Source organism: Streptomyces sp. NPDC085524 (assembly GCF_044541755.1).
Classification (GTDB): Bacteria; Actinomycetota; Actinomycetes; order Streptomycetales; family Streptomycetaceae; genus Streptomyces.
Window position 1 is genome coordinate 32,047 of record NZ_JBITTH010000044.1, and the last position, 23,344, is coordinate 55,390.

The 23,344-nt window shown below is 72.1% G+C and carries 24 protein-coding genes; 19 read left to right on the forward strand and 5 right to left on the reverse strand.

Annotation, left to right across the window (positions count from 1 at the left end; all coding sequences use genetic code 11):
- Window positions 1-43: 43 nt before the first annotated feature.
- The 4 genes from ACIGFK_RS40345 (at window position 44) to glmM (ending at window position 4,077) form a co-directional block, all read left to right on the forward strand.
- Complete coding sequence (locus ACIGFK_RS40345; RefSeq protein ID WP_376660834.1) at window positions 44-1,345, forward strand: glycosyltransferase family 87 protein; 1,302 nt, start codon at window positions 44-46, stop codon at window positions 1,343-1,345.
- Between the two features lie 236 nt (window positions 1,346-1,581).
- Entirely contained in the window at window positions 1,582-2,025 is a 444-nt protein-coding gene (gene rplM, locus ACIGFK_RS40350) for a 50S ribosomal protein L13 (protein WP_376660833.1), read from the forward strand.
- Window positions 2,026-2,067: 42 nt separating this feature from the next.
- A complete protein-coding gene (gene rpsI, locus ACIGFK_RS40355; protein ID WP_030773858.1) occupies window positions 2,068-2,583 on the forward strand; it encodes a 30S ribosomal protein S9 in 516 nt (171 codons plus the stop codon).
- Window positions 2,584-2,718: 135 nt separating this feature from the next.
- Window positions 2,719-4,077, forward strand: a complete 1,359-nt coding sequence (gene glmM / locus ACIGFK_RS40360) for a phosphoglucosamine mutase (protein WP_376660832.1) — start codon at window positions 2,719-2,721, stop codon at window positions 4,075-4,077.
- Here the strand turns inward: glmM and ACIGFK_RS40365 are convergent.
- Both ACIGFK_RS40365 and coaA read right to left on the reverse strand, forming a co-directional pair.
- Complete coding sequence (locus ACIGFK_RS40365; RefSeq protein ID WP_376660831.1) at window positions 4,074-5,054, reverse strand: DUF389 domain-containing protein; 981 nt, start codon at window positions 5,052-5,054, stop codon at window positions 4,074-4,076. The genes glmM and ACIGFK_RS40365 overlap by 4 nt on opposite strands.
- A 27-nt stretch (window positions 5,055-5,081) precedes the next feature.
- Complete coding sequence (gene coaA / locus ACIGFK_RS40370) at window positions 5,082-6,059, reverse strand: type I pantothenate kinase (protein ID WP_376660839.1); 978 nt, start codon at window positions 6,057-6,059, stop codon at window positions 5,082-5,084.
- A gap of 495 nt (window positions 6,060-6,554) precedes the next feature.
- Between coaA and ACIGFK_RS40375 the strand changes: the two genes are divergently transcribed.
- The 8 genes from ACIGFK_RS40375 (at window position 6,555) to ACIGFK_RS40410 (ending at window position 14,599) form a co-directional block, all read left to right on the forward strand.
- On the forward strand, window positions 6,555-7,337 hold the full coding sequence (locus ACIGFK_RS40375) for a hypothetical protein (protein ID WP_376660830.1): 783 nt from the start codon (window positions 6,555-6,557) through the stop codon (window positions 7,335-7,337).
- Between the two features lie 108 nt (window positions 7,338-7,445).
- Entirely contained in the window at window positions 7,446-9,293 is a 1,848-nt protein-coding gene (gene glmS, locus ACIGFK_RS40380; protein WP_386471854.1) for a glutamine--fructose-6-phosphate transaminase (isomerizing), read from the forward strand.
- A gap of 13 nt (window positions 9,294-9,306) precedes the next feature.
- Window positions 9,307-9,675, forward strand: a complete 369-nt coding sequence (locus tag ACIGFK_RS40385; protein ID WP_376660866.1) for a holo-ACP synthase — start codon at window positions 9,307-9,309, stop codon at window positions 9,673-9,675.
- Between the two features lie 26 nt (window positions 9,676-9,701).
- Window positions 9,702-11,099: an NAD(P)H-hydrate dehydratase gene (locus ACIGFK_RS40390; protein ID WP_400055860.1), complete on the forward strand. Its 1,398-nt coding sequence runs from the start codon at window positions 9,702-9,704 to the stop codon at window positions 11,097-11,099.
- Window positions 11,100-11,384: 285 nt separating this feature from the next.
- Window positions 11,385-12,527 (forward strand): alanine racemase, encoded by a 1,143-nt coding sequence (alr, locus tag ACIGFK_RS40395; RefSeq protein WP_376660868.1) that lies wholly within the window; start codon window positions 11,385-11,387, stop codon window positions 12,525-12,527.
- A 70-nt stretch (window positions 12,528-12,597) separates the two neighbouring features.
- Window positions 12,598-13,740 (forward strand): alpha/beta fold hydrolase, encoded by a 1,143-nt coding sequence (locus tag ACIGFK_RS40400; RefSeq protein ID WP_376660880.1) that lies wholly within the window; start codon window positions 12,598-12,600, stop codon window positions 13,738-13,740.
- Complete coding sequence (gene tsaE, locus ACIGFK_RS40405) at window positions 13,688-14,278, forward strand: tRNA (adenosine(37)-N6)-threonylcarbamoyltransferase complex ATPase subunit type 1 TsaE (protein ID WP_376660869.1); 591 nt, start codon at window positions 13,688-13,690, stop codon at window positions 14,276-14,278. The genes ACIGFK_RS40400 and tsaE overlap by 53 nt, the downstream gene beginning before the upstream one ends.
- 120 nt (window positions 14,279-14,398) lie before the next feature.
- Window positions 14,399-14,599 (forward strand): hypothetical protein, encoded by a 201-nt coding sequence (locus ACIGFK_RS40410; RefSeq protein ID WP_376660870.1) that lies wholly within the window; start codon window positions 14,399-14,401, stop codon window positions 14,597-14,599.
- A 33-nt stretch (window positions 14,600-14,632) separates the two neighbouring features.
- On the opposite strand, the gene ACIGFK_RS40415 is transcribed toward ACIGFK_RS40410, so the two are convergent.
- On the reverse strand, window positions 14,633-15,190 hold the full coding sequence (locus ACIGFK_RS40415) for a hypothetical protein (RefSeq protein ID WP_376660871.1): 558 nt from the start codon (window positions 15,188-15,190) through the stop codon (window positions 14,633-14,635).
- A gap of 146 nt (window positions 15,191-15,336) precedes the next feature.
- On the opposite strand from ACIGFK_RS40415, the gene tsaB reads away from it, so the two are divergent.
- Genes tsaB through ACIGFK_RS40440 form a run of 5 tightly spaced genes read left to right on the forward strand, consistent with a single transcriptional unit; the run spans window position 15,337 to window position 18,544 of the window.
- Window positions 15,337-15,999 (forward strand): tRNA (adenosine(37)-N6)-threonylcarbamoyltransferase complex dimerization subunit type 1 TsaB, encoded by a 663-nt coding sequence (gene tsaB, locus ACIGFK_RS40420; RefSeq protein WP_386471862.1) that lies wholly within the window; start codon window positions 15,337-15,339, stop codon window positions 15,997-15,999.
- 38 nt (window positions 16,000-16,037) lie between these two features.
- The gene (gene rimI, locus ACIGFK_RS40425) at window positions 16,038-16,520 is read left to right on the forward strand and encodes a ribosomal protein S18-alanine N-acetyltransferase (protein ID WP_376660881.1); all 483 of its coding nucleotides are present in this window, start codon (window positions 16,038-16,040) and stop codon (window positions 16,518-16,520) included.
- On the forward strand, window positions 16,513-17,628 hold the full coding sequence (tsaD, locus tag ACIGFK_RS40430) for a tRNA (adenosine(37)-N6)-threonylcarbamoyltransferase complex transferase subunit TsaD (RefSeq protein WP_400055863.1): 1,116 nt from the start codon (window positions 16,513-16,515) through the stop codon (window positions 17,626-17,628). Before rimI ends, tsaD begins: the two co-directional genes overlap by 8 nt.
- Window positions 17,625-17,894 carry a hypothetical protein gene (locus ACIGFK_RS40435; RefSeq protein ID WP_376660874.1) on the forward strand — a complete coding sequence of 90 codons (270 nt, stop codon included), beginning with the start codon at window positions 17,625-17,627 and terminating at the stop codon, window positions 17,892-17,894. Before tsaD ends, ACIGFK_RS40435 begins: the two co-directional genes overlap by 4 nt.
- A 32-nt stretch (window positions 17,895-17,926) precedes the next feature.
- Window positions 17,927-18,544: a hypothetical protein gene (locus tag ACIGFK_RS40440; RefSeq protein WP_400055865.1), complete on the forward strand. Its 618-nt coding sequence runs from the start codon at window positions 17,927-17,929 to the stop codon at window positions 18,542-18,544.
- Window positions 18,545-18,578: 34 nt separating this feature from the next.
- Here the strand turns inward: ACIGFK_RS40440 and ACIGFK_RS40445 are convergent, their stop codons facing one another.
- Both ACIGFK_RS40445 and ACIGFK_RS40450 read right to left on the reverse strand, forming a co-directional pair.
- A complete protein-coding gene (locus ACIGFK_RS40445) occupies window positions 18,579-18,986 on the reverse strand; it encodes a VOC family protein (protein ID WP_400055866.1) in 408 nt (135 codons plus the stop codon).
- Window positions 18,987-19,151: 165 nt separating this feature from the next.
- Complete coding sequence (locus ACIGFK_RS40450; RefSeq protein WP_376660877.1) at window positions 19,152-20,348, reverse strand: methyltransferase domain-containing protein; 1,197 nt, start codon at window positions 20,346-20,348, stop codon at window positions 19,152-19,154.
- A 254-nt stretch (window positions 20,349-20,602) separates the two neighbouring features.
- Here ACIGFK_RS40450 and ACIGFK_RS40455 point away from each other — a divergent pair, with 254 nt between their 5' ends.
- On the forward strand, window positions 20,603-21,484 hold the full coding sequence (locus ACIGFK_RS40455; RefSeq protein WP_376660878.1) for a polysaccharide deacetylase family protein: 882 nt from the start codon (window positions 20,603-20,605) through the stop codon (window positions 21,482-21,484).
- A gap of 118 nt (window positions 21,485-21,602) precedes the next feature.
- Window positions 21,603-22,541, forward strand: a complete 939-nt coding sequence (locus tag ACIGFK_RS40460; protein WP_376660879.1) for a polysaccharide deacetylase family protein — start codon at window positions 21,603-21,605, stop codon at window positions 22,539-22,541.
- The last annotated feature ends 803 nt before the right edge of the window (window positions 22,542-23,344 follow it).

Consider the following 23,344-nt stretch of genomic DNA (forward strand, 5'->3'; position numbering starts at 1 on the left):
GGCGGACGGAGTCCGGCGCAGCGGCGTTGAAAAGGAGACCACTGTGGGGTTGCGGCCCGGCGTCTGGCTGATGAAGTGGGACACCCGCTTCCGGGAATCGGGGAACCGGCTGGTCGACTGGCTGCTGCGGCCCGCCTCCCTGCCCTGGCGGCTCGCCTCGCTCGCGGTGGTGCTCGGGATCTGCGTCTCCACGAGCCTGCGGGCGAACTGGGGATCGGACAACGCCTTCGTGGTGAAGGCCGCCGAGACGCTGCTGGAGGGCGGGTCCCCGTACGAGGACAAGCGGTTCCTCTACCTCCCCAGCGCCGTGCTGATGGCGGTGCCGGAGGCGCTGCTGCCGCAGGCGGTGCTGCGGTGGGTGCTGCCCGTCGGGATGTCGGGGCTGCTGGGCATCGGCTGGCTGGCCGCGCTGCGGCTGTTCTCGGTGCCGCTGCGCTCGCGGTTCGCGGTCGTCGGCTTCGCCGTCTTCGCCCTGGCCTACAAGCCGTACGTGAACCTCGTGCTGATCGGCAACTGGACGGCCATCTCGGCGGCCGCCCTGCCGGTGGCCCTGCTGCTGGCGCGGCGGCGTGCGTGGGGGGCGGCCGGGCTGGTGGTCGGGCTGGCGATCGCCTGCAAGCCGATGCTGGTGCCGGTCGGGGTGCTGTTCCTCTTCGCCCGGCAGTGGCGGGGGCTGGCGGCGGCCGTGCTGGTGCCGCTGGGCGTCTCGCTGGCGGGGGCGCTGCTGATGCCGAGCCCGACGCTGTTCTTCACCAAGACCCTGCCGTTCCTGTTGGGCGGGCAGGACGCCTACGCGCTGCCGTGGGACGCCTCGCCGATCGCGGTCCTGCCGCGGCTGGGCGTGCCGGAGCCGGTGGCCGTGGCCGCGGCGTTCGCCGGGGCCGGGGCGGGGCTCTGGGCGGCCTGGGTGCGGTGGCGCCGGCCGTCCGCCGAGGGCGGAGGGCCCGCCGACGGGGGCGAGCTGCGGCTGGCGGAGACGGCCTGCATGGTGATGCTCGCCGCATTCCTGGTCTCCCGCCCCTCCTTCGACCACTACCTGCTGGTGGTGCTGCCGCTGCTGCTGGCCTCCGCGGTGCGGGAGGGCTCGATGCCCCGCTCGCCCTTGTTCTGGCTGGCCCTCACACCCCAGGTGGCCCTGATCCCGTGGCCCTCTGAGCTGGCCCACAAGCGGCGTGCCTTCAAGGACTGCGCCACGCTCTGCGGGCTCGCGGTTCTGCTGGCGCGGCGTGCACTGCGCTCCGGCCGGGTTATTCTGGAGCCCGTAACAACTGCGGGGTCCCCACCCAGGACCGAACCGGAGTGCGCCGCGACGCCAGCTGAATCGGCATCGCGGACCGCGTTTTGACCCGTACGGGTCTGCTTGGGTATCCTGCTGGTTTGTTATGCGTATTGGCTTTCTCATTCTCACGTGAAAGGGCCTTACGCCGGTCCACCGGACCGATGACCAGCGGTTTTCACTCGGGTGCGTCCCCGATGTGAACGAGGGCTGTCGTGATCGTCCGTGGTGACCCTGTCAGGACCCTTCCCGAGGGGCTCGTGCCCTATGGGATGACCCACCACTGAAGAAGCGAAGGCATACGCGTGCGTACGTTCAGCCCCAAGCCCGGCGACATCTCGCGCCAGTGGCTCGTCATCGACGCCCAGGACGTTGTCCTCGGCCGTCTGGCGACCCAGGCCGCTGCCCTCCTGAAGGGCAAGCACAAGCCGACCTACGCCCCCCACATGGACATGGGCGACTTCGTCATCATCGTCAACGCCGACAAGGTCCACCTGTCCGGCAACAAGGCGTCGCAGAAGATGGCGTACCGCCACTCCGGCTTCCCGGGTGGTCTCCGCTCCGTGCGTTACGACGACCTGCTCCGTGACAACCCGGAGAAGGCCGTCGAGAAGGCCATCAAGGGCATGCTCCCCAAGAACACCCTGGGCCGTCAGATGCTCTCGAAGCTGAAGGTCTACTCGGGCGACCAGCACCCGCACGCTGCGCAGCAGCCGGTGCCGTTCGAGATCACCCAGGTCGCGCAGTAGTTCCGGCCACCCCCTAAGACGTAGAAAATTCTGAGGAGCATCGTGGCCGAGACCACCGCCGAGACCCCCGTCGACGAGTTCGAGGGCGTCGAGGAGTACACCACCGAGTCCGAGGTCGTCGTCGAGGGCGACTACACCTCCGAGTCCCTTGCCGGTCGCTTCGGTGACCCCCAGCCGGCCGCCGGCCTGGGCCGTCGCAAGAACGCCATCGCCCGCGTCCGGATCGTTCCGGGCACCGGCAAGTGGAAGATCAACGGTCGCACCCTTGAGGACTACTTCCCCAACAAGGTGCACCAGCAGGAAGTCAACGAGCCCTTCAAGCTCCTCGAGCTCGACGGCCGTTACGACGTCATCGCCCGCATCTCGGGTGGCGGCGTCTCCGGCCAGGCCGGTGCCCTGCGCCTCGGTGTCGCCCGTGCGCTGAACGAGGCGGACGTGGACAACAACCGCCCGGCGCTGAAGAAGGCCGGCTTCCTCTCCCGCGACGACCGTGCGGTCGAGCGCAAGAAGGCCGGTCTCAAGAAGGCCCGTAAGGCTCCGCAGTACAGCAAGCGTTAATCTGCGCCTGCTGTTCTGCAACGAAACCGCCCCGGCAGCACTCTCTGTGCTGCCGGGGCGGTTCGTTTACCGCCACAAGCGGCAAATACCTGACACAACCGGTCACATGCGAAGCGGAAACTCGGGAGGACAACAGTGGGACGACTCTTCGGGACGGATGGTGTACGCGGCGTCGCCAACGCGGATCTGACGGCTGAGCTCGCGCTCGGTCTCTCCGTCGCGGCTGCCCACGTACTGGCCGAGGCGGGCACCTTCGCGGGCCACCGGGCGACCGCGGTCGTCGGCCGGGACCCCCGGGCCTCGGGCGAATTCCTCGAGGCCGCGGTCGTCGCGGGCCTCGCGAGCGCGGGCGTGGACGTCCTGCGCGTCGGTGTGCTGCCCACCCCGGCGGTGGCGTATCTCACCGGTGCGCTGGGTGCCGACCTCGGCGTGATGCTCTCCGCCAGCCACAACGCCATGCCTGACAACGGCATCAAGTTCTTCGCGCGCGGCGGCCACAAGCTCGCCGACGAGCTGGAGGACCGCATCGAGTCGACCTACGAGGAGCACCGCACCGGCGCCCCCTGGGACCGGCCCACCGGCGCCGGCGTCGGCCGGGTCTCCGACTACACCGAGGGCTTCGAGAAGTACGTCGCCCACCTGATCGGCGCCCTGCCCAACCGCCTCGACGGCCTGAAGGTCGTCCTGGACGAGGCGCACGGCGCGGCCTCCTACGTCTCGCCCGAGGCCTTCGCCCGGGCCGGCGCGGAGATCGTCACGATCGGCGCCGAGCCGGACGGCCTGAACATCAACGACGGCTGCGGCTCCACCCACCTCGACCTGCTCAAGGCGGCCGTCGTCGAGCACGGCGCCGACTTCGGCATCGCGCACGACGGTGACGCCGACCGCTGCCTGGCCGTGGACGGCACCGGCGCCGAGGTCGACGGCGACCAGATCCTCGCGGTGCTGGCCCTGGCCATGCGCGAGGCCGGGCAGCTGCGCGAGAACACCGTGGTCGGCACCGTCATGTCCAACCTGGGCTTCAAGCTGGCCATGGAGGGCGCGGGCATCCAGGTCGTGCAGACCGGGGTCGGCGACCGGTACGTGCTGGAGGCCATGAAGGAGCACGGCTACGCGCTTGGCGGCGAGCAGTCCGGCCACGTGATCATCCTCGACCACGCGACCACCGGCGACGGCACGCTGACCGGCCTGCTGCTCGCGGCGCGGGTCTCGGCCACCGGCAAGTCCCTGGCGGAGCTGGCCGGAGTCATGGAGCGGCTGCCGCAGGTGCTGATCAACGTCCCCGACGTGGACAAGTCCCGGGTCACGACCTCGGCCGAGCTGGCCGCGGCGGTGGCCGACGCCGAGCGCGAGCTGGGCAGCACCGGCCGGGTGCTGCTGCGCCCCTCGGGCACCGAGCCCCTCGTACGGGTGATGGTCGAGGCCGCTGACATCGAGCAGGCCCGCGCGGTGGCCGGGCGGCTCGCCGACGTGGTGAAGTCGGCGCTGGGCTAACCCGCCCCGGCCGACCCCTCCGTGCCTCGTGGCGCACCCGGCTTCCGGACCATCCGGCCGTGCTGGGTGCGCCACAGCACTTTCCAGGCGATGAGGGTGAGCGTGCCCGACAGGATGATGCCGCCCAGGTTGACCGCGAGCTGGATGCCCGAGCCCCACATCTGGGCCAGGTCCCCGTAGCTGAGCGCCACGGCCGCGTTGGCGCCCGCCGGCACGGTGGTCACGGAGATCGCGACGCCGACCAGCGCACCGGCCTTCGCCGAGGTCAGCGAGAGCATGCCGGCCACGCCGGCGAGCAGCGCGACGACGAAGGAGAACGGGTCGGGCTGCCAGACGAAGCTGGTGTTCGGCCGGGGGCTGTCGAGCATCGACTCGTGGAACAGGCCGAGCGCGTTCATCACCAGGCTGAAGACGGTGGTCGCCACGATGGCCGCCGTGAAGCCGACCGCGAGGGCGAAGAGCGAGCGCGCGGCGAGCCTGGGCCTGCGCTGCACCAGGCCCGTGCAGATGCCGGCGAGGGGGCCGAACTCCGGGCCGACCGCCATGGCGCCCACGATCAGGATCGCGTTGTCCAGGACCACGCCACAGGCCGCGATCATCGTCGCCACGATCATGAAGACGCAGTAGGTGATCGTGAGGGTCGACTCCTCGTGCGTCGACTCGGAGAGCTGCTCCCAGACCACCGCGTCGGCCGCCTCGCCCGGCGCCTCCTCCTCGGCTTCGTCGGCACGCCGGGAGATCGACAGGTCGATGTTCTCGACGGCGATCGAACCGGCCTCGTCGACGCCGAGCGCGCGCATCTCCTGCAGCAGCTCGTCGGCCGCCTCGCGGGCGACGTCGCACAGCACGAGATCGCCCGCGGGGTCGCGGGCGGCGCCGGGCAGCACGACGAGATGGGTGGTTCCGACCGTCCGGTGGACCAGGTCCACCACCTGCTCGGTGAGGTGGTGCGGGGTGATGATCCGCAAATGCAGCATCTGCGCACCCTAGCCACCGCAGAGCCGCTAGAGCTTGCGCAGGCTCAGCTTCTGGACCTTGTGGTCGGGTCCCTTGCGCACGACCAGGGTGGCGCGGCCGCGGGTGGGGGCCACGTTCTCCAGCAGGTTGGGCTTGTTGACCGTGCGCCACATCGTCTGCGCGTACTCCATGGCCTCCTCCTCGGAGACCTGGGTGTATTTGCGGAAGTAGGAGAAAGGATTCTGGAAGGCGGTCTCGCGCAGCTTCCGGAAGCGGCCCAGGTACCAGCGCTCGATGTCCTCGGGGCGCGCGTCCACGTACACGCTGAAGTCGAAGTAGTCGGCGAGGGCGACGCGGGTGCGGCCGTCCGTCCCGGGGAGGGCCGGCTGGAGCACGTTCAAGCCCTCGACGATGAGGATGTCCGGGCGGCGTACGACGAGCTCCTCGCCCGGCACGATGTCGTAGATCAGGTGCGAGTAGACGGGGGCCCGCACCTCGTCCTTGCCGGCCTTGATGTCGGCGACGAACCGGGTCAGCGCACGGCGGTCGTAGGACTCGGGGAAGCCCTTGCGGGAGGTGAGCCCGCGCCGCTGGAGCTCCTTCATCGGGTAGAGGAACCCGTCGGTGGTGACCAGCTCCACGCGCGGGTGCTCGGGCCAGCGGGCGAGCAGGGCCTGGAGCAGACGGGCCACGGTCGACTTCCCGACGGCCACCGAGCCGGCGACCCCTATGACGAAGGGGGTGCCCTGCTGGGCGCCGTGGCCGTTGCCCGCGTCGCCGAGGAAGGTGTTCAGCGTGCCGCGGAGGTTGCTGGTGGCACCGACGTAGAGGTTGAGCAGGCGCGAGAGCGGCAGGTACACGTCGCGGACCTCGTCCAGGTCGATGACGTCACCGAGCCCGCGCAGCCGCTCCACCTCCTCCGCGGTCAGCGGCAGCGGCGTCCGCTCCCGCAGCGCGCTCCACTCGGCGCGGGTGAGATCGACGTACGGGGAGGCGTCGGGGCCCCGGCGGTGGGCGGGGCGCACGGGGTGCGCGTCCCGGCCGGTGCGCTCCGTTGCGCTGTCAGGCGTGCTTCGTGGCGGCGAAGTGATCACACCGCCATTGTCGGGGCTCGGAGGCGGTTGTGGGTGGTGTGGTCGGTCACGTGACAGGGGGCCCACGCCGGGGATGCGGGGGTGCGGGGCCCGCATGAGGGGTGTCGTCCGGGCCGGCCGGAGACCGCTGTGACGGGGGGTGACCGGGCCGCTCCCGTACGGGAGGGGGCGGGGCGGGCGAGGGCCCCGGGAGCCGTCCGCGTGCAGCCGGACGGCCGGGCGGGAGGGTTGTGCGGGGGCGGGTACCGGGTCGGTCGCCGTGCGGTCTCGTGGTGGTCACGATCGGCAGCCCGAGCGAAATGATCCTAATGGGTGATCCTTTTACCGGTACATTGCCAGCTACCGCAGTTCTGAAGCGCGCCCCGGCCTCGCCGGCGGGCGCTGCTCCTGCTGTTCTCCGTTCGCGATTCCTGGGGGAGTTCCTTCGTGCGTACCGCTCTTGTCCGTCGTACCGTCCTGACCGCTTCCGCCGTGTCCCTGGCCCTGCTGGCCACCGCCTGCGGCTCCGACAAGGCGGACGACAAGAAGGCGGACGCCAAGCCGTCCGCCCCCGCCGCGACTTCGGCGGCCCCGGCCGCCAAGGGCAAGACGGACGCCGAGCTCACCCCGTTGCTGGTCACCCAGGCCGAGGCGCCCGAGTACCTGGTCCAGGCCGAGGCCGCCGCGAAGCTCAAGCAGGTCGACTCGACCACGGTCAGCACCGACAAGCCCGAGTGCAAGGTCCTGGTCCAGGCGCAGGCCACCCAGAAGGTCGGCACGCCGACCGGTGTGGCCCGTACGGCGCTCACCGCCAAGCCGAAGGAGCCGGCCGCGGGCGCCTCGGAGGCGGAGAAGCTCGAAGCGATCAAGAACGCGCTCGGTGTCACGACCACGACGACCAGCCTCTTCTCCTACGACGGCAAGGGCGCCGAGGAGTTCGTCGCCTCCTTCAAGGCCGCGGGCACCGCCTGCGCGGGCGGATTCAGCGCCACCTCCGAGGGCGACACCACCAAGTACGAGAGCGTCAAGGCCGGCCCGGCCGTCACCGGCGGTGACGAGGCCACGAGCCTGTCCCTGACCGGGGACCTGGGCGACGGCGACAAGGCCACCCTCCTCGTCACGGTCGTCCGCAAGGGCTCCACGGTGGCCTCCTTCAGCTCGATCAGCCTGACGGGCACCGCGGAGTTCCCGAAGGCCCTCGTCGACGCGCAGGTCAAGAAGCTCGGCTGAGCCCCGCCCGGCTGACCGTCAACCCCGCCCCGGCGCATGCGCCGGGGCGGGGTTTTCGTCTTGTTCGGGTACGGGGCAGACGGCCGGAGACGGCGTACGCTGCGGCCTATGTGCGGAATTGTGGGTTACGTGGGAGCGCAGTCGGCGCTCGATGTGGTCATCGCCGGACTCAAGCGGCTGGAGTACCGCGGCTACGACTCGGCCGGGGTCGCGGTGCTCTCCGACGGGGAGCTGGCGTCCGTCAAGAAGGCCGGGAAGCTCGTCAATCTGGAGAAGGAGCTGGTCGGGCACCCGCTGCCGGCCGGTTCCACGGGGCTCGGGCACACCCGGTGGGCGACCCACGGCGGTCCCACCGACGTCAACGCCCACCCGCACCTGGACAATTCGGGGCGCGTGGCCGTCGTGCACAACGGCATCATCGAGAACTTCGCCCTGCTGCGCGCCGAACTCGCCGAGCGCGGGCACCGGCTGGAGTCCGAGACGGACACCGAGGTCGTCGCACACCTGCTGGCGGAGCGGTTCTCGGCCACCGGGAACCTCGCCGAGGCCATGCGGCAGGTGTGCCGGCGGCTGGAGGGCGCCTTCACACTGGTCGCCGTGCACGCGGACGTGCCGGACGTGGTCGTCGGCGCGCGCCGGAACTCCCCCCTGGTCGTGGGCGTCGGGGAGGACGAGAACTTCCTCGCCTCGGACGTGGCCGCATTCATCGCGCACACCCGGTCCGCGATCGAGCTCGGGCAGGACCAGGTCGTCGAACTCCGCCGCGACGGGGTCACCGTGACCAACTTCGACGGCTCGGACGCAGCCGTGCGGGCGTACCACGTCGACTGGGACGCCTCGGCGGCCGAGAAGGGGGGGTACGACTACTTCATGCTCAAGGAGATCGCCGAGCAGCCGAAGGCCGTCGCCGACACCCTCCTCGGCAGGATCGACGGGAGCGGCTCGCTGAGCCTGGACGAGGTGCGCATCCCCGTCTCGGTGCTCAGGGAGGTCGACAAGGTCGTGATCGTGGCCTGCGGTACCGCCTACCACGCGGGCATGATCGCGAAGCTGGCCATCGAGCACTGGACCCGCATCCCGTGCGAGACGGAGCTGGCGAGCGAGTTCCGCTACCGCGACCCGATCCTGGACCAGCGGACGCTCGTGGTCGCGATCTCGCAGTCCGGCGAGACCATGGACACCCTGATGGCGCTGCGGCACGCCCGCGAGCAGGGGGCCAAGGTGCTGGCCATCTGCAACACCAACGGGTCGACGATCCCGCGCGAATCGGACGCCGTGCTCTACACGCACGCCGGCCCGGAGGTGGCCGTCGCCTCGACCAAGGCGTTCCTGACGCAGCTGGTGGCCTGCTACCTCGTCGCGCTGTACCTCGGGCAGGTCCGCGGCACCAAGTGGGGCGACGAGATCCGCGCCGTGGTCCGGGAGCTGTCGGACATCGCCGCGGCCGTGGACACCGTCCTGGAGACCATGGAGCCCGTACGGGAACTCGCGCGCTCCCTCGCCGGCAAGGACACCGTGCTGTTCCTGGGCCGCCACGTCGGCTACCCGGTGGCGTTGGAGGGCGCGCTCAAGCTCAAGGAGCTGGCGTACATGCACGCCGAGGGCTTCGCGGCGGGCGAGCTCAAGCACGGGCCGATCGCGCTGATCGAGAAGGACCTGCCGGTCGTGGTCGTCGTCCCGTCACCGCGCGGCCGTTCCGTCCTCCACGACAAGATCGTGTCGAACATCCAGGAGATCCGGGCGCGCGGGGCGCGGACCATCGTGATCGCGGAGGAGGGCGACGAGGCCGTCGTCCCGTACGCCGACCACCTGATCCGGATCCCGGCGACGCCGACGCTGCTCCAGCCGCTGGTCGCCACGGTGCCGCTGCAGGTCTTCGCGTGCGAGCTGGCGACCGCGCGCGGGAACGAGGTGGACCAGCCGCGTAACCTCGCGAAGTCGGTGACCGTGGAGTGAGTGGGGCTGGGTTGTGATTATCGGCGTCGGGATCGACGTGGCGGAGATCGAGCGGTTCGGCGAGGTCATGGAACGGACGCCGAGGATGGCGCAGCGCCTGTTCCTCGACTCCGAGTTGACGTTGCCGAGCGGCGAGCGGCGCGGAATCGCCTCGCTCGCCGCGCGGTTCGCCGCGAAGGAGGCCCTGGCCAAGGCCCTGGGCGCGCCGGCGGGCCTGCTGTGGACCGACGCCGAGGTGTACGTGGAGGACAGCGGACAGCCCCGGCTGCGCGTCTCGGGCACCGTGGAGGCCCGGGCGGCGGCGCTGGGCGTGAAGTCCTGGCACATCTCGCTGAGCCACGACGCCGGTATCGCCTCCGCGGTGGTGATCGCCGAGGGGTAGCGGGTGTTTTCGGGCAGGCTGGTGCCATGCGTACTGCTTACAGCGTGGAGACCGTACGGGGCGCCGAGCGGGAGTTGATGGCCCGGCTGCCCGAAGGCGCCCTGATGCAGCGCGCGGCGGCCGGGCTGGCCGCCGTCTGCGCGGGGCTGCTCCGGCGGGTGTACGGGGCGCGCGTGGTCCTGCTCGTCGGGCCCGGGGACAACGGCGGCGACGCGCTGTACGCGGGCGCACGGCTGGCGAGGCGCGGTGCCGGGGTGACCGCGGTGCCGATGGACCCGGAGCGGATGCACGCGGGCGGGCTGGCCGCGCTGACGGCCGCCGGGGGCCGGGTCGCGGATGCCGTTCCCGCGCGGGCGGACCTCGTACTGGACGGGCTGCTCGGGATCGGCGGGCGGGGCGGGCTGCGCCCGGCGGCCGCAGCGCTGGTGGAACGGATCCCGGCGGGTGCGGTGGTGGTGGCCGTGGACCTGCCGAGCGGGGTCGACGCCGACTCCGGGGAAGTGGCGGGGGCCGCCGTCACGGCCGACGTCACGGTGACCTTCGGGGCGTACAAGCCCGGTCTGCTGATCGACCCCGGGGCCTCGCGGGCGGGCGCGGTGCGGCTGGTGGACATCGGGCTGGAGCTGCCGGCGCGGCCCGACGCGGAGGCCCTGCAGCACGCCGACGTGGCGGAGCTGCTGCCGGTGCCGACGGCTTCGAGCGACAAGTACCGGCGGGGCGTGGTCGGGATCGTCGCCGGGTCCGCGCAGTACCCGGGCGCGGCGGTGCTGGCCGTGGCGGGAGCGCTGCGCGGCGGCGCGGGCGCGGTGCGGTACGTGGGGCCGGCCGCGGACGCGGTACTGGCCCGCTTCCCGGAGACGCTGATCGGGCGCGGCCGGGTGCAGGCGTGGGTGGTCGGGCCGGGGCTGGGGGAGGGGCGCGCGGGCGAGGTCGCGCAGGTGCTGGCGGAGGACGTGCCCGTACTGGTCGACGCGGACGGGCTGCGCGGACTGGACGCGGAGGTGCTGCGGGCACGGACGGCCCACACGCTGCTGACCCCGCACGCCGGGGAGGCGGCGGCGCTGCTGGGGGTGCCGCGGGAGTCGGTGGAGGCCGGACGGCTGGCGGCCGTACGGAAGCTGGCGGGGCGTTACGGGGCGGCGGTGCTGCTGAAGGGCTCCACGACGCTGGTCGCCTCCGGCGGTTCGGGTGCGCCCGTGCGGGTGAACCCGACGGGGACGCCGTGGCTGGCCACCGCGGGGAGCGGGGACGTGCTGTCAGGGCTGGCGGGGTCCCTCCTGGCGGGGGGCCTGGCGGCGGTGGACGCGGGCTCGGCGGCGGCGTACCTCCACGGGCTGTCGGCCCGGCTGAGCGGGGGCCCGCTCCTGGCCCAGGACGTGGCGGAGGCCCTCCCCACTGCGTGGCGCAACGTCCGCCATCCGTGACCGGCCCGGCTCGGTCGTCCGCCGGGCGCGCCGCCGCTGCCCCCGGACCTCCGGTCCTCGAACGCCGGACGGGCCGGATGCGCCTCCGGCGTTCGAGGCGCGGGGTCCGGGGCGGATCCCCAGGACGGGGTCCGGGCGGAGCCCGGGGAACGGGGGAAGGGCGGGTGGAGGACGGCCCCGCGCAGCGGCACCCGCCCGGCCTGCGGCGGCGCCTGCGGCAGCGCCCGGCGGGTCGGGGTGGCGCCAGCGCCCGGCCGCGGGAGGGGTTCTGAGAGACTGGGGGCGATGAACGAGACAGCCATGCGCGTGTACGCCGAGATCGATCTTGACGCGGTACGGGAGAACGTGCGCGCACTGCGTGACCGGGCGCCCCGGGCCGAGGTGATGGCCGTGGTCAAGGCGGACGCCTACGGGCACGGCGCTCTGGCCTGCGCAAAGGCCGCCCAGCAGGCCGGTGCGACCTGGCTCGGCACCGCCACCCCCGACGAGGCGCTCGCGCTGCGCGCCGCCGGCGTCGAGGGCCGGATCATGTGCTGGCTGTGGACCCCCGGCGGCCCCTGGCAGGAGGCCGTCGAGGCCGACGTCGACGTCTCCGTCAGCGGGATGTGGGCGCTGGACGAGGTGCGCGAGGCCGCCCGCGCCGCCGGCCGGACCGCGCGCATCCAGCTCAAGGCCGACACCGGCCTCGGCCGCAACGGCTGCCAGCCCGCCGACTGGGAGGAACTGGTCACCGCGGCCGTCGCCGCCCAGGCCGAGGGCACCGTGAACGTCACCGGCGTCTGGTCGCACTTCGCCTGCGCCGACGAGCCCGGCCACCCGTCGATCCGGCTCCAGCTCGCCGCGTTCCGCGACATGCTCGCGTACGCCGAGAAGGAGGGCGTCGAGCCCGAGGTCCGGCACATGGCCAACTCGCCCGCCACGCTGACCCTCCCCGAGTCCCACTTCGACCTGGTGCGTCCCGGCCTCGCCGTCTACGGGGTGTCACCCGCCCCCGAACTCGGCACCCCCGCCCAGCTCGGGCTGCGGCCCGCGATGGCCCTCAAGGCATCCGTCGCGCTGGTCAAGACCGTCCCGGCCGGGCACGGCGTCAGCTACGGGCACCACTACGTCACCGAGCACGAGACCAGCCTCGCGCTCATCCCCGCCGGCTACGCCGACGGCGTCCCGCGGCACGGCTCCGGGGCCGGCCCGGTCCTCGTCGGCGGGAAGATCCGCAAGGTCGCCGGGCGCGTCGCCATGGACCAGTTCGTGGTCGACCTGGACGGGGACGGGGACCAGGTCCGCGTCGGCGACGAAGCCGTCATCTTCGGGGACGCGGAGCGCGGTGAACCCACCGCCGAGGACTGGGCTCAGGCGGCACACACGATCGCGTATGAGATCGTCACCCGTATCGGTGGCCGGGTGCCCCGGGTGTACCTCGGCGACTGAGCGGAGTGAGGGCGGCGGCGTGAGCGAGAACTGGCGCAAGGCCGGCTGGGCCGGGGCCGCGATCGGCGTGATGGCCGCGGGCGCGGCGGCCGGAGTCGCGGTCGAACGGATCACGGTCGGGCGGGGCATGCGCATGAAGGCGCGCCTCGCACTCGACGCCGCCGGGGACTACGGCTCCCTGCGCGGGACGGAGGGGATCTGCCGGGCCGAGGACGCCACCGAGCTCCACTACGAGGTCGACGAGCTCCCCGAGGAGGCCACGCGGCCCCGGTCCCGGCTGCGGCGCAAGCCCGCCCCCCGGGCCACCGTCGTGTTCTGCCACGGCTACTGCCTCTCCCAGGACTCCTGGCACTTCCAGCGGGCCGCCCTGCGCGGAGTGGTCCGCGCGGTCTACTGGGACCAGCGCAGCCACGGCCGCAGCGCGCGCGGCCTCGCCCAGGCGGACGGCGAGCCGCTGACCATAGACCAGCTCGGGCGCGACCTGAAGGCCGTGATCGACGCGACCGCCCCCGAGGGCCCGCTGATCCTCGTGGGTCACTCGATGGGCGGAATGACCATCATGGCGCTCGCCGACCAGTACCCCGAGCTCGTGCGCGAGCGGGTGGCAGGCGTGGCCCTGGTCGGCACCTCCAGCGGCCGGCTCGGCGAGGTGACGTACGGGCTCCCCTCCGTCGGCGTGGGCGCCGTGCGCCGGCTGCTGCCCGGGGTGCTCAAGGCGCTCGGCTCGCAGGTGGAGCTGGTGGAGAAGGGTCGCCGGGCCACCGCGGACCTGTTCGCCGGAATGATCAAGATGTACTCGTTCGGCTCCAAGGACGTGGACCCGGGCGTCGCGCGCTTCGCGGAGCGGCTGATCGAGGCCACCCCGATCGACGTGGTCGCCGAGTTCTACCCGGCCTTCCAGACCCACGACAAGGCCGAGGCGCTCCAGCGCTTCGCGGACCTGCCCGTCATCGTCATGGCCGGGGACAAGGACATGATCACCCCGCCCGGGCACAGCACGGCCATCAAGGAGGCGCTGCCCGGCGCCGAACTGGTGCTCCTGGAGTCCACCGGGCACCTGATGATGCTCGAACGCCCGGAGACCGTGACCCTGCTGCTCATGGAGCTGCTGGCGCGCACCGGCGTCGTGACGGTTCCCGTAGCGACTAACGTTGGCCCGCATGGAAGAAGTACCGCTGGAAGCACAGCGCAGCCAGGCAGCACCGGCACCTGAGTCCGGGCCCTCCGAGGCCACGGAGCGTGCCGGCACGGAGGCCCGGATCACCGTCGACTCCCCGGACGCCATGCAGGACCTGGGCCGCAGGATCGCGGGGCTGCTGCGCCCCGGCGACCTCGTCCTGCTGACCGGCGAGCTGGGCGCGGGCAAGACCACCCTGACGCGCGGGCTCGGCGAGGGCCTGGGCGTGCGCGGGGCCGTGACCTCGCCGACCTTCGTCATCGCCCGCGTGCACCCCTCGCTGACCGGCGGGCCGGCGCTGGTGCACGTGGACGCGTACCGCCTGGGCGGCGGGCTGGAGGAGATGGAGGACCTGGACCTCGACGTCTCGCTGCCCGAGTCCGTGGTCGTCGTGGAGTGGGGCGACGGCAAGGTGGAGGAGCTCTCGGACGACCGGCTGCACGTGGTGATCGCGCGCGCGGTCGGCCACGAGGAGGTCCTGGACGACGTACGGGAGGTGTCCGTGCGCGGGGTCGGGGCGCGCTGGTCCGGTGGTGCCGGGGTCGAGGCGCTCGTCGGAGCCCTCTCGGAGTAGACGTACCGACAACCCGTCGGCAAGATATTGCGCTCGCGGCAGCGCTCGTGATGACATGGTATCGAGCGTTTCTTAGGCATGCCTAAGTTCGGCGTCCCCGGGCCCAGGAGGGCAGCAGCCATGTCGGCACCAGCAGGAGCACCGCGCGATCCCCGCGATCCCCGCCCCTCCGCCGTGTCCATGCGGGCGCTGCTCGCCGCGGGGCTGGCCGCCACCGCCGTCTCGACGCCGCCCGCGCGGGCCGGCGCACGGGACGGTGACGGGGACGAGCCGGAGGACGGCGTACGCGAACAGGCCGCTCCGGAGTCCGAAGCGGCCTGAGTCGCACGTACGGGTGAACCTTCGGGCGGCCTGTTACGGCAGGACCACGACCGTCGAGCCGATCGTCGCGAAGGTCCACATCGCGTCGCCGTCGGCGCGCGCCATGCGGATGCCGCCGGTCTTCTTGTTCGGGTCGGGCTCCGGCATCGCGCCGTCCACGCGGGCGCTGAAGCCGACCGCCACGCCGTCCGTGTTCGTGAACCGCACGACGTGCTCGATCGGCACCCCGTCCGAACCGGTGACCGTGCCCGAGCGCGAGCCGACCGTGTACGTACCCGCCTTGGGGTGCACCGTGCTCGGCATCACCGTGAACGACTTCGGCGGCTGCCCGTCCGGTCCCACCAGCCAGACCCGCTTCTGGCCCACCGAGTACACGACGCGCGTACCGGTGCCGGAACCCTCGGGAACGGCCACCGGCTTCGCCGGATCCGCCTTCGCGGCCGACGGGCTCGGGGCGGGGGAAGGCTGCTGCGCGGCCGCCTTCGGAGGATGCGCCGGGGCCGTCGCGGAGGCCTGGTAGCCGAGGAACCCGACCGCGGCGATCGCCGCGGCGGTGAGCCCGGCCACGATTCCCGAGCTGCTGCGTGCCACCTTGCTCCACCTCTCCGATCCGACCCGTCAACCGGACCGGTCACCTGCACCGAACACCGGACCGACACCTGCGTCGAAAGGTAGCAGCCGGGCCGCCGTTCGACCGGCCGCAAGGGCCGGGGCCGCAGGAGTCGTAGGCTGTTCGCGTGCTCTTGCTCGCTGTAGATACCGCCACGCCCGCCGTCACCGTCGCCCTGCACGACGGCGAGTCCGTCCTCGCCGAGTCGAACCAGGTCGACGCCCGCCGCCACGGGGAGCTGCTGCTGCCCTCCGTGGACAAGGTCCTCGCCGAGGCCGGGGTGAAGCTCGACGCCGTCACCGGCATCGTCGTCGGCGTCGGCCCGGGCCCCTACACCGGCCTGCGCGTCGGCCTCGTCACCGCCTCCACCTTCGCGGCCGTGCTGGGGGTGCCCGTGCACGGCCTGTGCACCCTCGACGGCCTCGCGTACGCCGCCGGGGCCGCCGGGATCGAGGGCCCCTTCGCCGTCGCCACCGACGCCCGGCGCAAGGAGGTCTACTGGGCGCGCTACGAAGACCCGCGCACGCGCGTCGGAGAGCCCGCGGTGGACCGCCCGGCCGACATCGCCGACCAGGTCGCCGGGCTGCCCGCGGTGGGCCAGGGAGCGCTCCTGTACCCGGACGTCTTCACCGGCGCGCGGGAACCCGAGCACCAGTCGGCGGCCGCGCTGGCCTCGCTGGCGGTGGAACGGCTGGCGGCCGGACAGGAGTTCCTGCCCCCGACGCCGCTCTACCTGCGCCGGCCCGACGCCCAGGTGCCGAAGAACTACAAGGTGGTCACCCCGCAGTGACCCCCGTGACCCCGGCGGCCTCCCACACGCTGCGCGAGATGCGCTGGTGGGACATCGCGCCCGTGCTGGAGCTGGAACACGAGCTGTTCCCCGACGACGCCTGGTCCGCCGGGATGTTCTGGTCCGAGCTCGCGCACGCCCGAGGCCCGCGGTGCACGCGCCGCTACGTCGTCGCCGAAGACCCTGGGACCGGCCGGATCGTGGGATACGCCGGACTGGCCGCGTCCGGCGACCTGGGCGATGTACAGACCATCGCCGTCTCCCGCGACCAGTGGGGGACCGGCCTCGGCGCGCGGCTCCTCACCGAGCTGCTGCGCGCCGCCACCGCCTTCGAGTGCGCCGAGGTGCTGCTGGAGGTACGGGTCGACAACACCCGCGCCCAGAAGCTCTACGAGCGCTTCGGCTTCGAGCCGATCGGCTTCCGGCGCGGCTACTACCAGCCCGGCAACATCGACGCGGTCGTCATGCGACTGACCGACCCCGCACAAGCACGAACTGAGAGCAGTGAGAGCAATGGCTGACGAACCGCTCGTCCTCGGCATCGAGACTTCCTGCGACGAGACCGGCGTCGGCGTCGTCCGCGGCACCACCCTGCTCGCGGACGCGATCGCGTCGAGCGTCGACGAGCACGCCCGCTTCGGCGGCGTCGTGCCCGAGGTGGCCTCCCGCGCCCACCTGGAGGCGATGGTACCGACCATCGACCGCGCCCTGAAGGAAGCCGACGTCAGCGCCCGCGACCTCGACGGCATCGCGGTCACGGCCGGCCCGGGCCTCGCCGGCGCGCTGCTGGTGGGCGTCTCGGCGGCCAAGGCGTACGCGTACGCACTGGGCAAGCCGCTCTACGGGGTCAACCACCTCGCCTCGCACATCTGCGTCGACCAGCTGGAGCACGGGCCGCTGCCGGAGCCGACGATGGCCCTGCTGGTCTCCGGCGGTCACTCCTCGCTGCTGCTGGCCCCCGACATCACCTCCGACGTCCGGCCGCTCGGCGCGACCATCGACGACGCCGCGGGCGAGGCCTTCGACAAGATCGCGCGCGTGCTGCAGCTGGGCTTCCCCGGCGGCCCGGTCATCGACCGGCTCGCCAAGGAAGGCGACCCGAAGGCGATCAACTTCCCGCGCGGGCTGACGGGGCCGCGCGACGCGGCGTACGACTTCTCCTTCTCCGGGCTCAAGACGGCCGTCGCCCGCTGGATCGAGGCGAAGCGGAACGCGGGCGAGGAGGTCCCGGTGCGCGATGTCGCCGCGTCCTTCCAGGAGGCCGTGGTGGACGTGCTGACGCGCAAGGCGATCCGCGCGTGCAAGGACGAGGGCGTCGACCACCTGATGATCGGCGGCGGCGTGGCGGCCAACTCCCGGCTGCGTTCGCTGGCACAGGAGCGCTGCGACGCCGCGGGCATCATCCTGCGGGTGCCGCGGCCGAAGCTGTGCACGGACAACGGCGCGATGGTGGCGGCGCTGGGCGCGGAGATGGTCAAGCGGAACCGGGCGGCCTCGGACTGGGACCTGTCGGCGGACTCCTCCCTGCCGGTGACGGACCCGCACGTGCCGGGTGCCGGGCACTCCCACTCCCACGATCACGATCACGATCACGTGCACGAGCTGAGCAAGGACAACCTGTACTCGTGAGCACCGTCGCGCTGATGTGGGAGGCCCGGGCCGCCGACGGCCGGGGCAACGAGCTGCTGGAGTGGGCGCGGGCCCAGGTCCTCGCCCGGGAACCGGTGCGCCGCGAGGTGTTCCGAGCCCCGCAGGACCGGGTGCTCGTCATCACCTGGTGGGAGGCGCCCGAGGGCGTGGCGGCGCAGCTCCCCGAACTTCCGGAGCCCGCCGCCGACTTGATCACGCGGGCGGTGCACCGCTGGCGCTTCGAGTCGGTCGAGACCACGCCGTAGGGAGGGCGGGCGGTGCAGATATGGTCATGAGCATGCCTCGCAGTGCCCTGCCGCCCCTGCCGCCGCCCGCGCATCTGCGCGCCTGGCTCGACGACGCCGTCCTGCGGGCCGACCGCGCGCGGTTCTTGAACGACCTGAGCCGGCGCAGCCTGGGCATCGGACGGCTGCTGCTCCTGTGGGCCGTCGCGGCCGTCTTCGTACTCGGCTGGGCCTTCGTCGCCATGGCCTGGATGGCCCTGGAGCGGCACGAGATGTTCTCGTACGTCCACGGCCTCATCTACGCCGTCCTCGGCGTGGGCGTGCTGATCCCGGCCGCGTTCTGGCTGGCCCGGGGCATCCGGCAGGACCGGCAGGTGCGGCAACTGCTCTACGCCTGGCTGGAGTCGGACCCGGATCCGGTCGCCGACGCCAGGCTCCGGGCGCCCGGGATGAGCCTGGTCTGGCTGCTGTCCTCGCTCGCACTCGGCGGCGCCGGGCTGTGGGTGGCCTTCGCCGCCGCGGTCTCGGCCCGCCCGGACCCGACGGCGTACGGCGAGATCGCGTACACCATGGGCACGGGCCAGATCATGTGGATCACGGGCCTGCTGGGCCTCGCCAAGGCGGTCACCCACTACCGCTGGGCCGTACGCGCCTTCCGGCCGAAGCACTAGGCAGGCCGGCCGCGCGGTCGGGAGGCCGGCCCGCTCAGGACGCCAGGTTCAGCTGCCACGAGACGCCGAAGCGGTCGTTCACCCAGCCGAACCGGGCACTGAACCCGTACGACCCCACCGGCATCAACTCCGAGCCCTGCTCGGCGAGGGCCGCGTAGAGCCGGTCGAGCTCGGCCGCGCTCTCGCACTCCACGAACAGCGACATCGCCGGGGTGAAGCCGAAGCCGTGCTTGACGTGGCTGTCGATGCACATGAACCGCTGCCCGGCGAGCGCGAACGTGGCGACCTTCACCGTGCCCGCCTCGCCCGGACCCTCGGCGTCGTACCGGCTGATGTCGACGATCTCGGCGTCGTCGAACAGCGAGGCGTAGAAGGTCATCGCCTCCTCCGCCCTGCCCTCGAACATCAGGAACGTGGTGATCTTCTGCGGAGCCGAGGCCATGGTGACTGCCTTCCCGGGGCGGTGCGACGGAACGAGGTGGGGGTCCCCCACAGCCGAGGCTAGGACAAGGGTCCGACACCGCCCCCGCGGCTCACGGGGCGGGGCCGCGGCGCCGTCCGTCAGCGCTTCCCCACGGGCGACGGTCACGGCAGCCGTTCGGCCGGGTCAGCGCGCGGGCTCCGCCGAGGGCGGCACGGCGGGGGCGCCGATCAGCATCGAGGGGGCACCCGCCACCCGCGTCAGGAACACCGTCGCCGAGTTCGGCCCCTGCGGCTTGACCTTCTTGCGCAGTTCCTCCGGCTCGATCGCCGAACCCCGCTTCTTCACGGTCAGGACGCCGACTTCGCGCTCGCGCAGCAGCGCCTTCAGCTTCTTCAGACCGAACGGCAGCACGTCGGTGATCTCGTACGCCGTCGCGAACGGCGTCGCGCGCAGCTCGTCCGCGGTCACGTAGGCGATGGTCGGGTCGATGAGCCGGCCGTCCAGCTGCTCGGCGACCTCCGCGACGAGGTGCGCGCGGATCACGGCGCCGTCCGGCTCGTACAGCCAGCGGCCCACCGGCCCCGCCTCCGGATCCGGCAGCGGATCGGCGGTGTGCAGCCCGCGCGGCCCGGGGAGCAGGGTGGCGCGCACCGTACCGGGCGCGGTGCCGAACCAGAGCACGGCCTCCTTCACGTCCCCCTGGTCGGAGATCCACTCCGCCTCGGCCTCCTCGGGCACGGCCTCGTGCGGGATCCCGGGGGCGATCTTGATGGCGGCGTACTCGGCCGTACGGGCGGCGGCGACGGCCCAGGACAGTGGCGGCGAGTAGGACTCCGGGTCGAAGACCCGCCCCCGTCCGCCGCGCCGGGCGGGATCGATGAACACGGCGTCACAGCCGGACGTGTCCACCTCCGTCACATCGGCCTCCCGGACCTCGATCAGGTCCGCCAGGCCCAGCGCCTCGGCATTGGCCCGCGCGACGGCGCAGGTCAGCGGGTCGCGGTCGACCGCGAGCACCCGGATGCCGAGCCGCGCCAGCGCGAGCGCGTCCCCGCCGATGCCGCAGCACAGGTCGGCGACGCTGCGCACGCCGAGGTCCGCCAGCCGCCGGGCACGGTACGAGGCCACGGAGGCGCGGGTGGCCATCTCCCCGCCGCCGGAGGTGAAGTACATCCGGAAGGCGTCCTCCTCGCCGAACTTCGCCACCGCACGCTGCCGCAGCCTGGCCTGCCCGAGTGCGGCCGAGACCAGCCCGGCGGGGTGCTCGCGGCGCAGCCGGGTGGCCACGGCCAGCTCCTGGGCGGGGTCGTAGTCGCGGAGCGCGTCGAGGAGGGCGCGGCCCTCGGGGGTGAGGAGGGCGGCGAAGTCTTCGGGGGTCACGCCTCCATTGTCGGCGACGGCCGGTGCGCGGCCCGGTGCGGGCCCGGCCGTGTGCCCGGCCGCGTTCCTGCCGGGGGCCGGCCCCGGGCCCGTCTGTGGGCCACTCGGAGGAAGGTGCGCGGCCCCTCGCGGTGTCTTCCCGGGAGGCCGCTTCCCAGGTGCCAGTATGCGCAGCTATGCAGCTAGTCGGACAAAAGGAAGATAAGGCGCAACACGGTCACCGGTATGCGGCGATCCCGCACGGCCGGTTCGGGGTGGCACTGGCTGCCCTGCTCGTCGCCGCCCTCGGGACGGCGTGCGGCTCCACCGGCTCCGGCGAGGCCGAGAAGGCCGGGAAGGCCAAGACCGCCAAGGGCGCGGAGGGCGCGGCCGGCGCCGTCGTCTCGCAGGCGGAGCAGCTGAAGGCGGCCCAGCAGGCGCGCATCGCCGCGGCGAAGAAGTGGCGCCTGGCCAAGACGCCGCTCACCGCCCCGGCGGCGCCGAAGACGAAGCCGGAGATCACCACCCGCGACGGCTTCGAGGTGGAGGACCAGGAGAACCTGCCGCCGGTCTTCACCACCGTTCCGACGGAGGACAAGGTCGTCTTCCTGACCATCGACGACGGTGCGGAGAAGGACCCCGAGTTCCTGAAGATGATGCAGGAGCTGAAGATCCCGTACACGGCCTTCCTCAGCGACTACCTCGTGCGCGACAACTACCCGTACTTCAAGCAGATGCAGGCCGCGGGCGTCACGCTGAACAACCACACGCTCAACCACCGCTACATGCCGGCGCTCTCGTACGAGAAGCAGCGCGAGGAGATCTGCGGTCAGCAGGACACGATCCAGAAGGAGTTCGGCAAGCGCCCGAGCCTCTTCCGGCCGCCGTACGGCAACTACAACCAGGACACGCTGAAGGCGGCGAAGTCCTGCGGCATCAAGGCCGTCCCGCTGTGGAACGCCGAGGCGTTCACGAACCGGATGGACTACCGGGAGTGGGACCGGGATCTGCACCCCGGTGACATCATCCTCACGCACTTCCGCGGTAAGGAGGACTGGAAGGGCACGATGCCTGACATGATCCGTCATGTCATGAAGACCGTCACGGACAAGGGGTATGCCGTGGCACGGCTGGAGGACTATCTGCCGGCTTCTTAGATGTGGTCGAAAGATGTGTGCGGGCTCGGCCGTCCATGCTTCCGCGTGTGTGCCGAGCCCGAACCGGGTCGGTGCGACTCCCGCCACGGACAACCGCAGAAAGCGCAGGACGTAACAGATGCACAGAGGACTCCGCCGCCACGCAACTGCGCGGCGAGGACCCGCGCGCCGGTTCGCAGCCGGAACGCTCGCCGCCGGCGTGCTCGCGCTGTCCCTGACGGGGTGCGGGGACAGTGTGGACCCCATCGAGCGGCTGGGTCGCAAGACGGCGGAAGAGAAGCCGGCGAACGAGAGCGGGGGCACCGGCTCCAGCACCGGCCCGGCGGCCCCGTCTGCAGACACCGGGTCTCCCAACGCCGCTTCGGACGAGGCGTACAAGAAATGGGGCCTGACCGCCCCCGTCCAGTACGCGCCGAAGCCCGCGCAGAAGCCGCAGATACCGAAGGCGGCCCCCGGCAAGGTGCCGGTCATAGACCGAATACCCGTCCCGGCCGGCGAGAAGGTCGTGTTCCTGACCTTCGACGACGGTGCCGAGAAGGACCCCGAGTTCCTCAAGATGGCGGCCGATCTCAAGCTGCCGATCAGCATGTTCCTGACGGACAGTGTGGCGGCCTCGGACTACGGCCACTTCGAGAAGCTCCGCGACAACGGTTCCGCGAGCACGATAAACAACCACACCCTGACCCACCCGAATCTGCGGACCCTTTCCTACGAGGCGCAGAAGCGCGAGATATGCGGCCAGCAGGAGCGCCTGGAGAAGCGCTTCGGCAAGCGCCCACCGCTCTTCCGCCCGCCCTTCGGCAACTACAACGACGACACCCTCCGAGCAGCCTCGGAGTGCGGAGTCTCGTCCGTGGTGCTGTGGAAGGTCTCGATGCAGATCAACAACTTCCAGTACGCCGAGGGCTCGGCCCTCAAACCGGGCGACATCATCCTGGCCCACTTCCGCGGCCCCTCCGAGCTCAAGGGCTCGACGGAGATCCAGATGACGACCCGCATGCTCCAGCGCATCCAGGAACAGGGCTACCGCATAGGCCGCCTGGAGGACTACCTGTAGGGGCGGGGGTACGGCTTCCCGCGCGCGGGACTTCACCCCCCTCGAGCCCCCTCCCGGGACAGCGTTTGCCCACCCGCCCCCGAGTGCGGGTGGGTGGGGGCCGGCGCCCGCACGGGAGGGGGTTTTGCGTCTTCGGGCCCCGCTCGGGGGAAGTGGTCGCGAGCCGCTTTGCCTGGACGGGCGGGGCCGGGGGAAGGCGGGACTTCGGCCGGGCGGAATCAGAGAGGGCTTGGGGGTTTCCCGGCAGTCCTTGTCTTTCCGTGTCGAAACGGCCTGTCAAGAGCGCTCCTTCGTCGCGTCGCTGCGCGATGTCGCTTCGCTCCACTCTTGACAGGCCGTCCCGCCACGGAAAGACAAGGACTGCCGGGAAACCCCCAAAAGAACGGGCCGGGCGGAAGGCAAACAACCAGCCGTATCGGCGATGCTCGGCCCCCGCTCCGGCGTGGCGCGCCAGATCGCTACGCGCTTCTCCGTCTCGGCGTCTGCGGCCCGTCTGGGGCTGGTCATAAGCCGCCATCGATCGCTACGCGCTCCTCGATCACGCGGCTGACCCCCGTCCGGGGCTGAGAGACCACGAAATGGCGCCGATCAGGGGCCCAAAGGGGCGAATGCTCGCCCTGGCCGAGGTGTAGTCGTGTCAGGACGAGACCGCCCCCACCAACCCACACCCATAACAGCCAAATTAGGGCATAACGTCAGGCGTTTCGATCGCCGACCGGCTCTGACGTGAGTACACCTCGACATAGCCGCTGTCTGGTCACTTTTCTCCTCTCGACGGCCGTCGGACGCGGTCATGGAGGAGG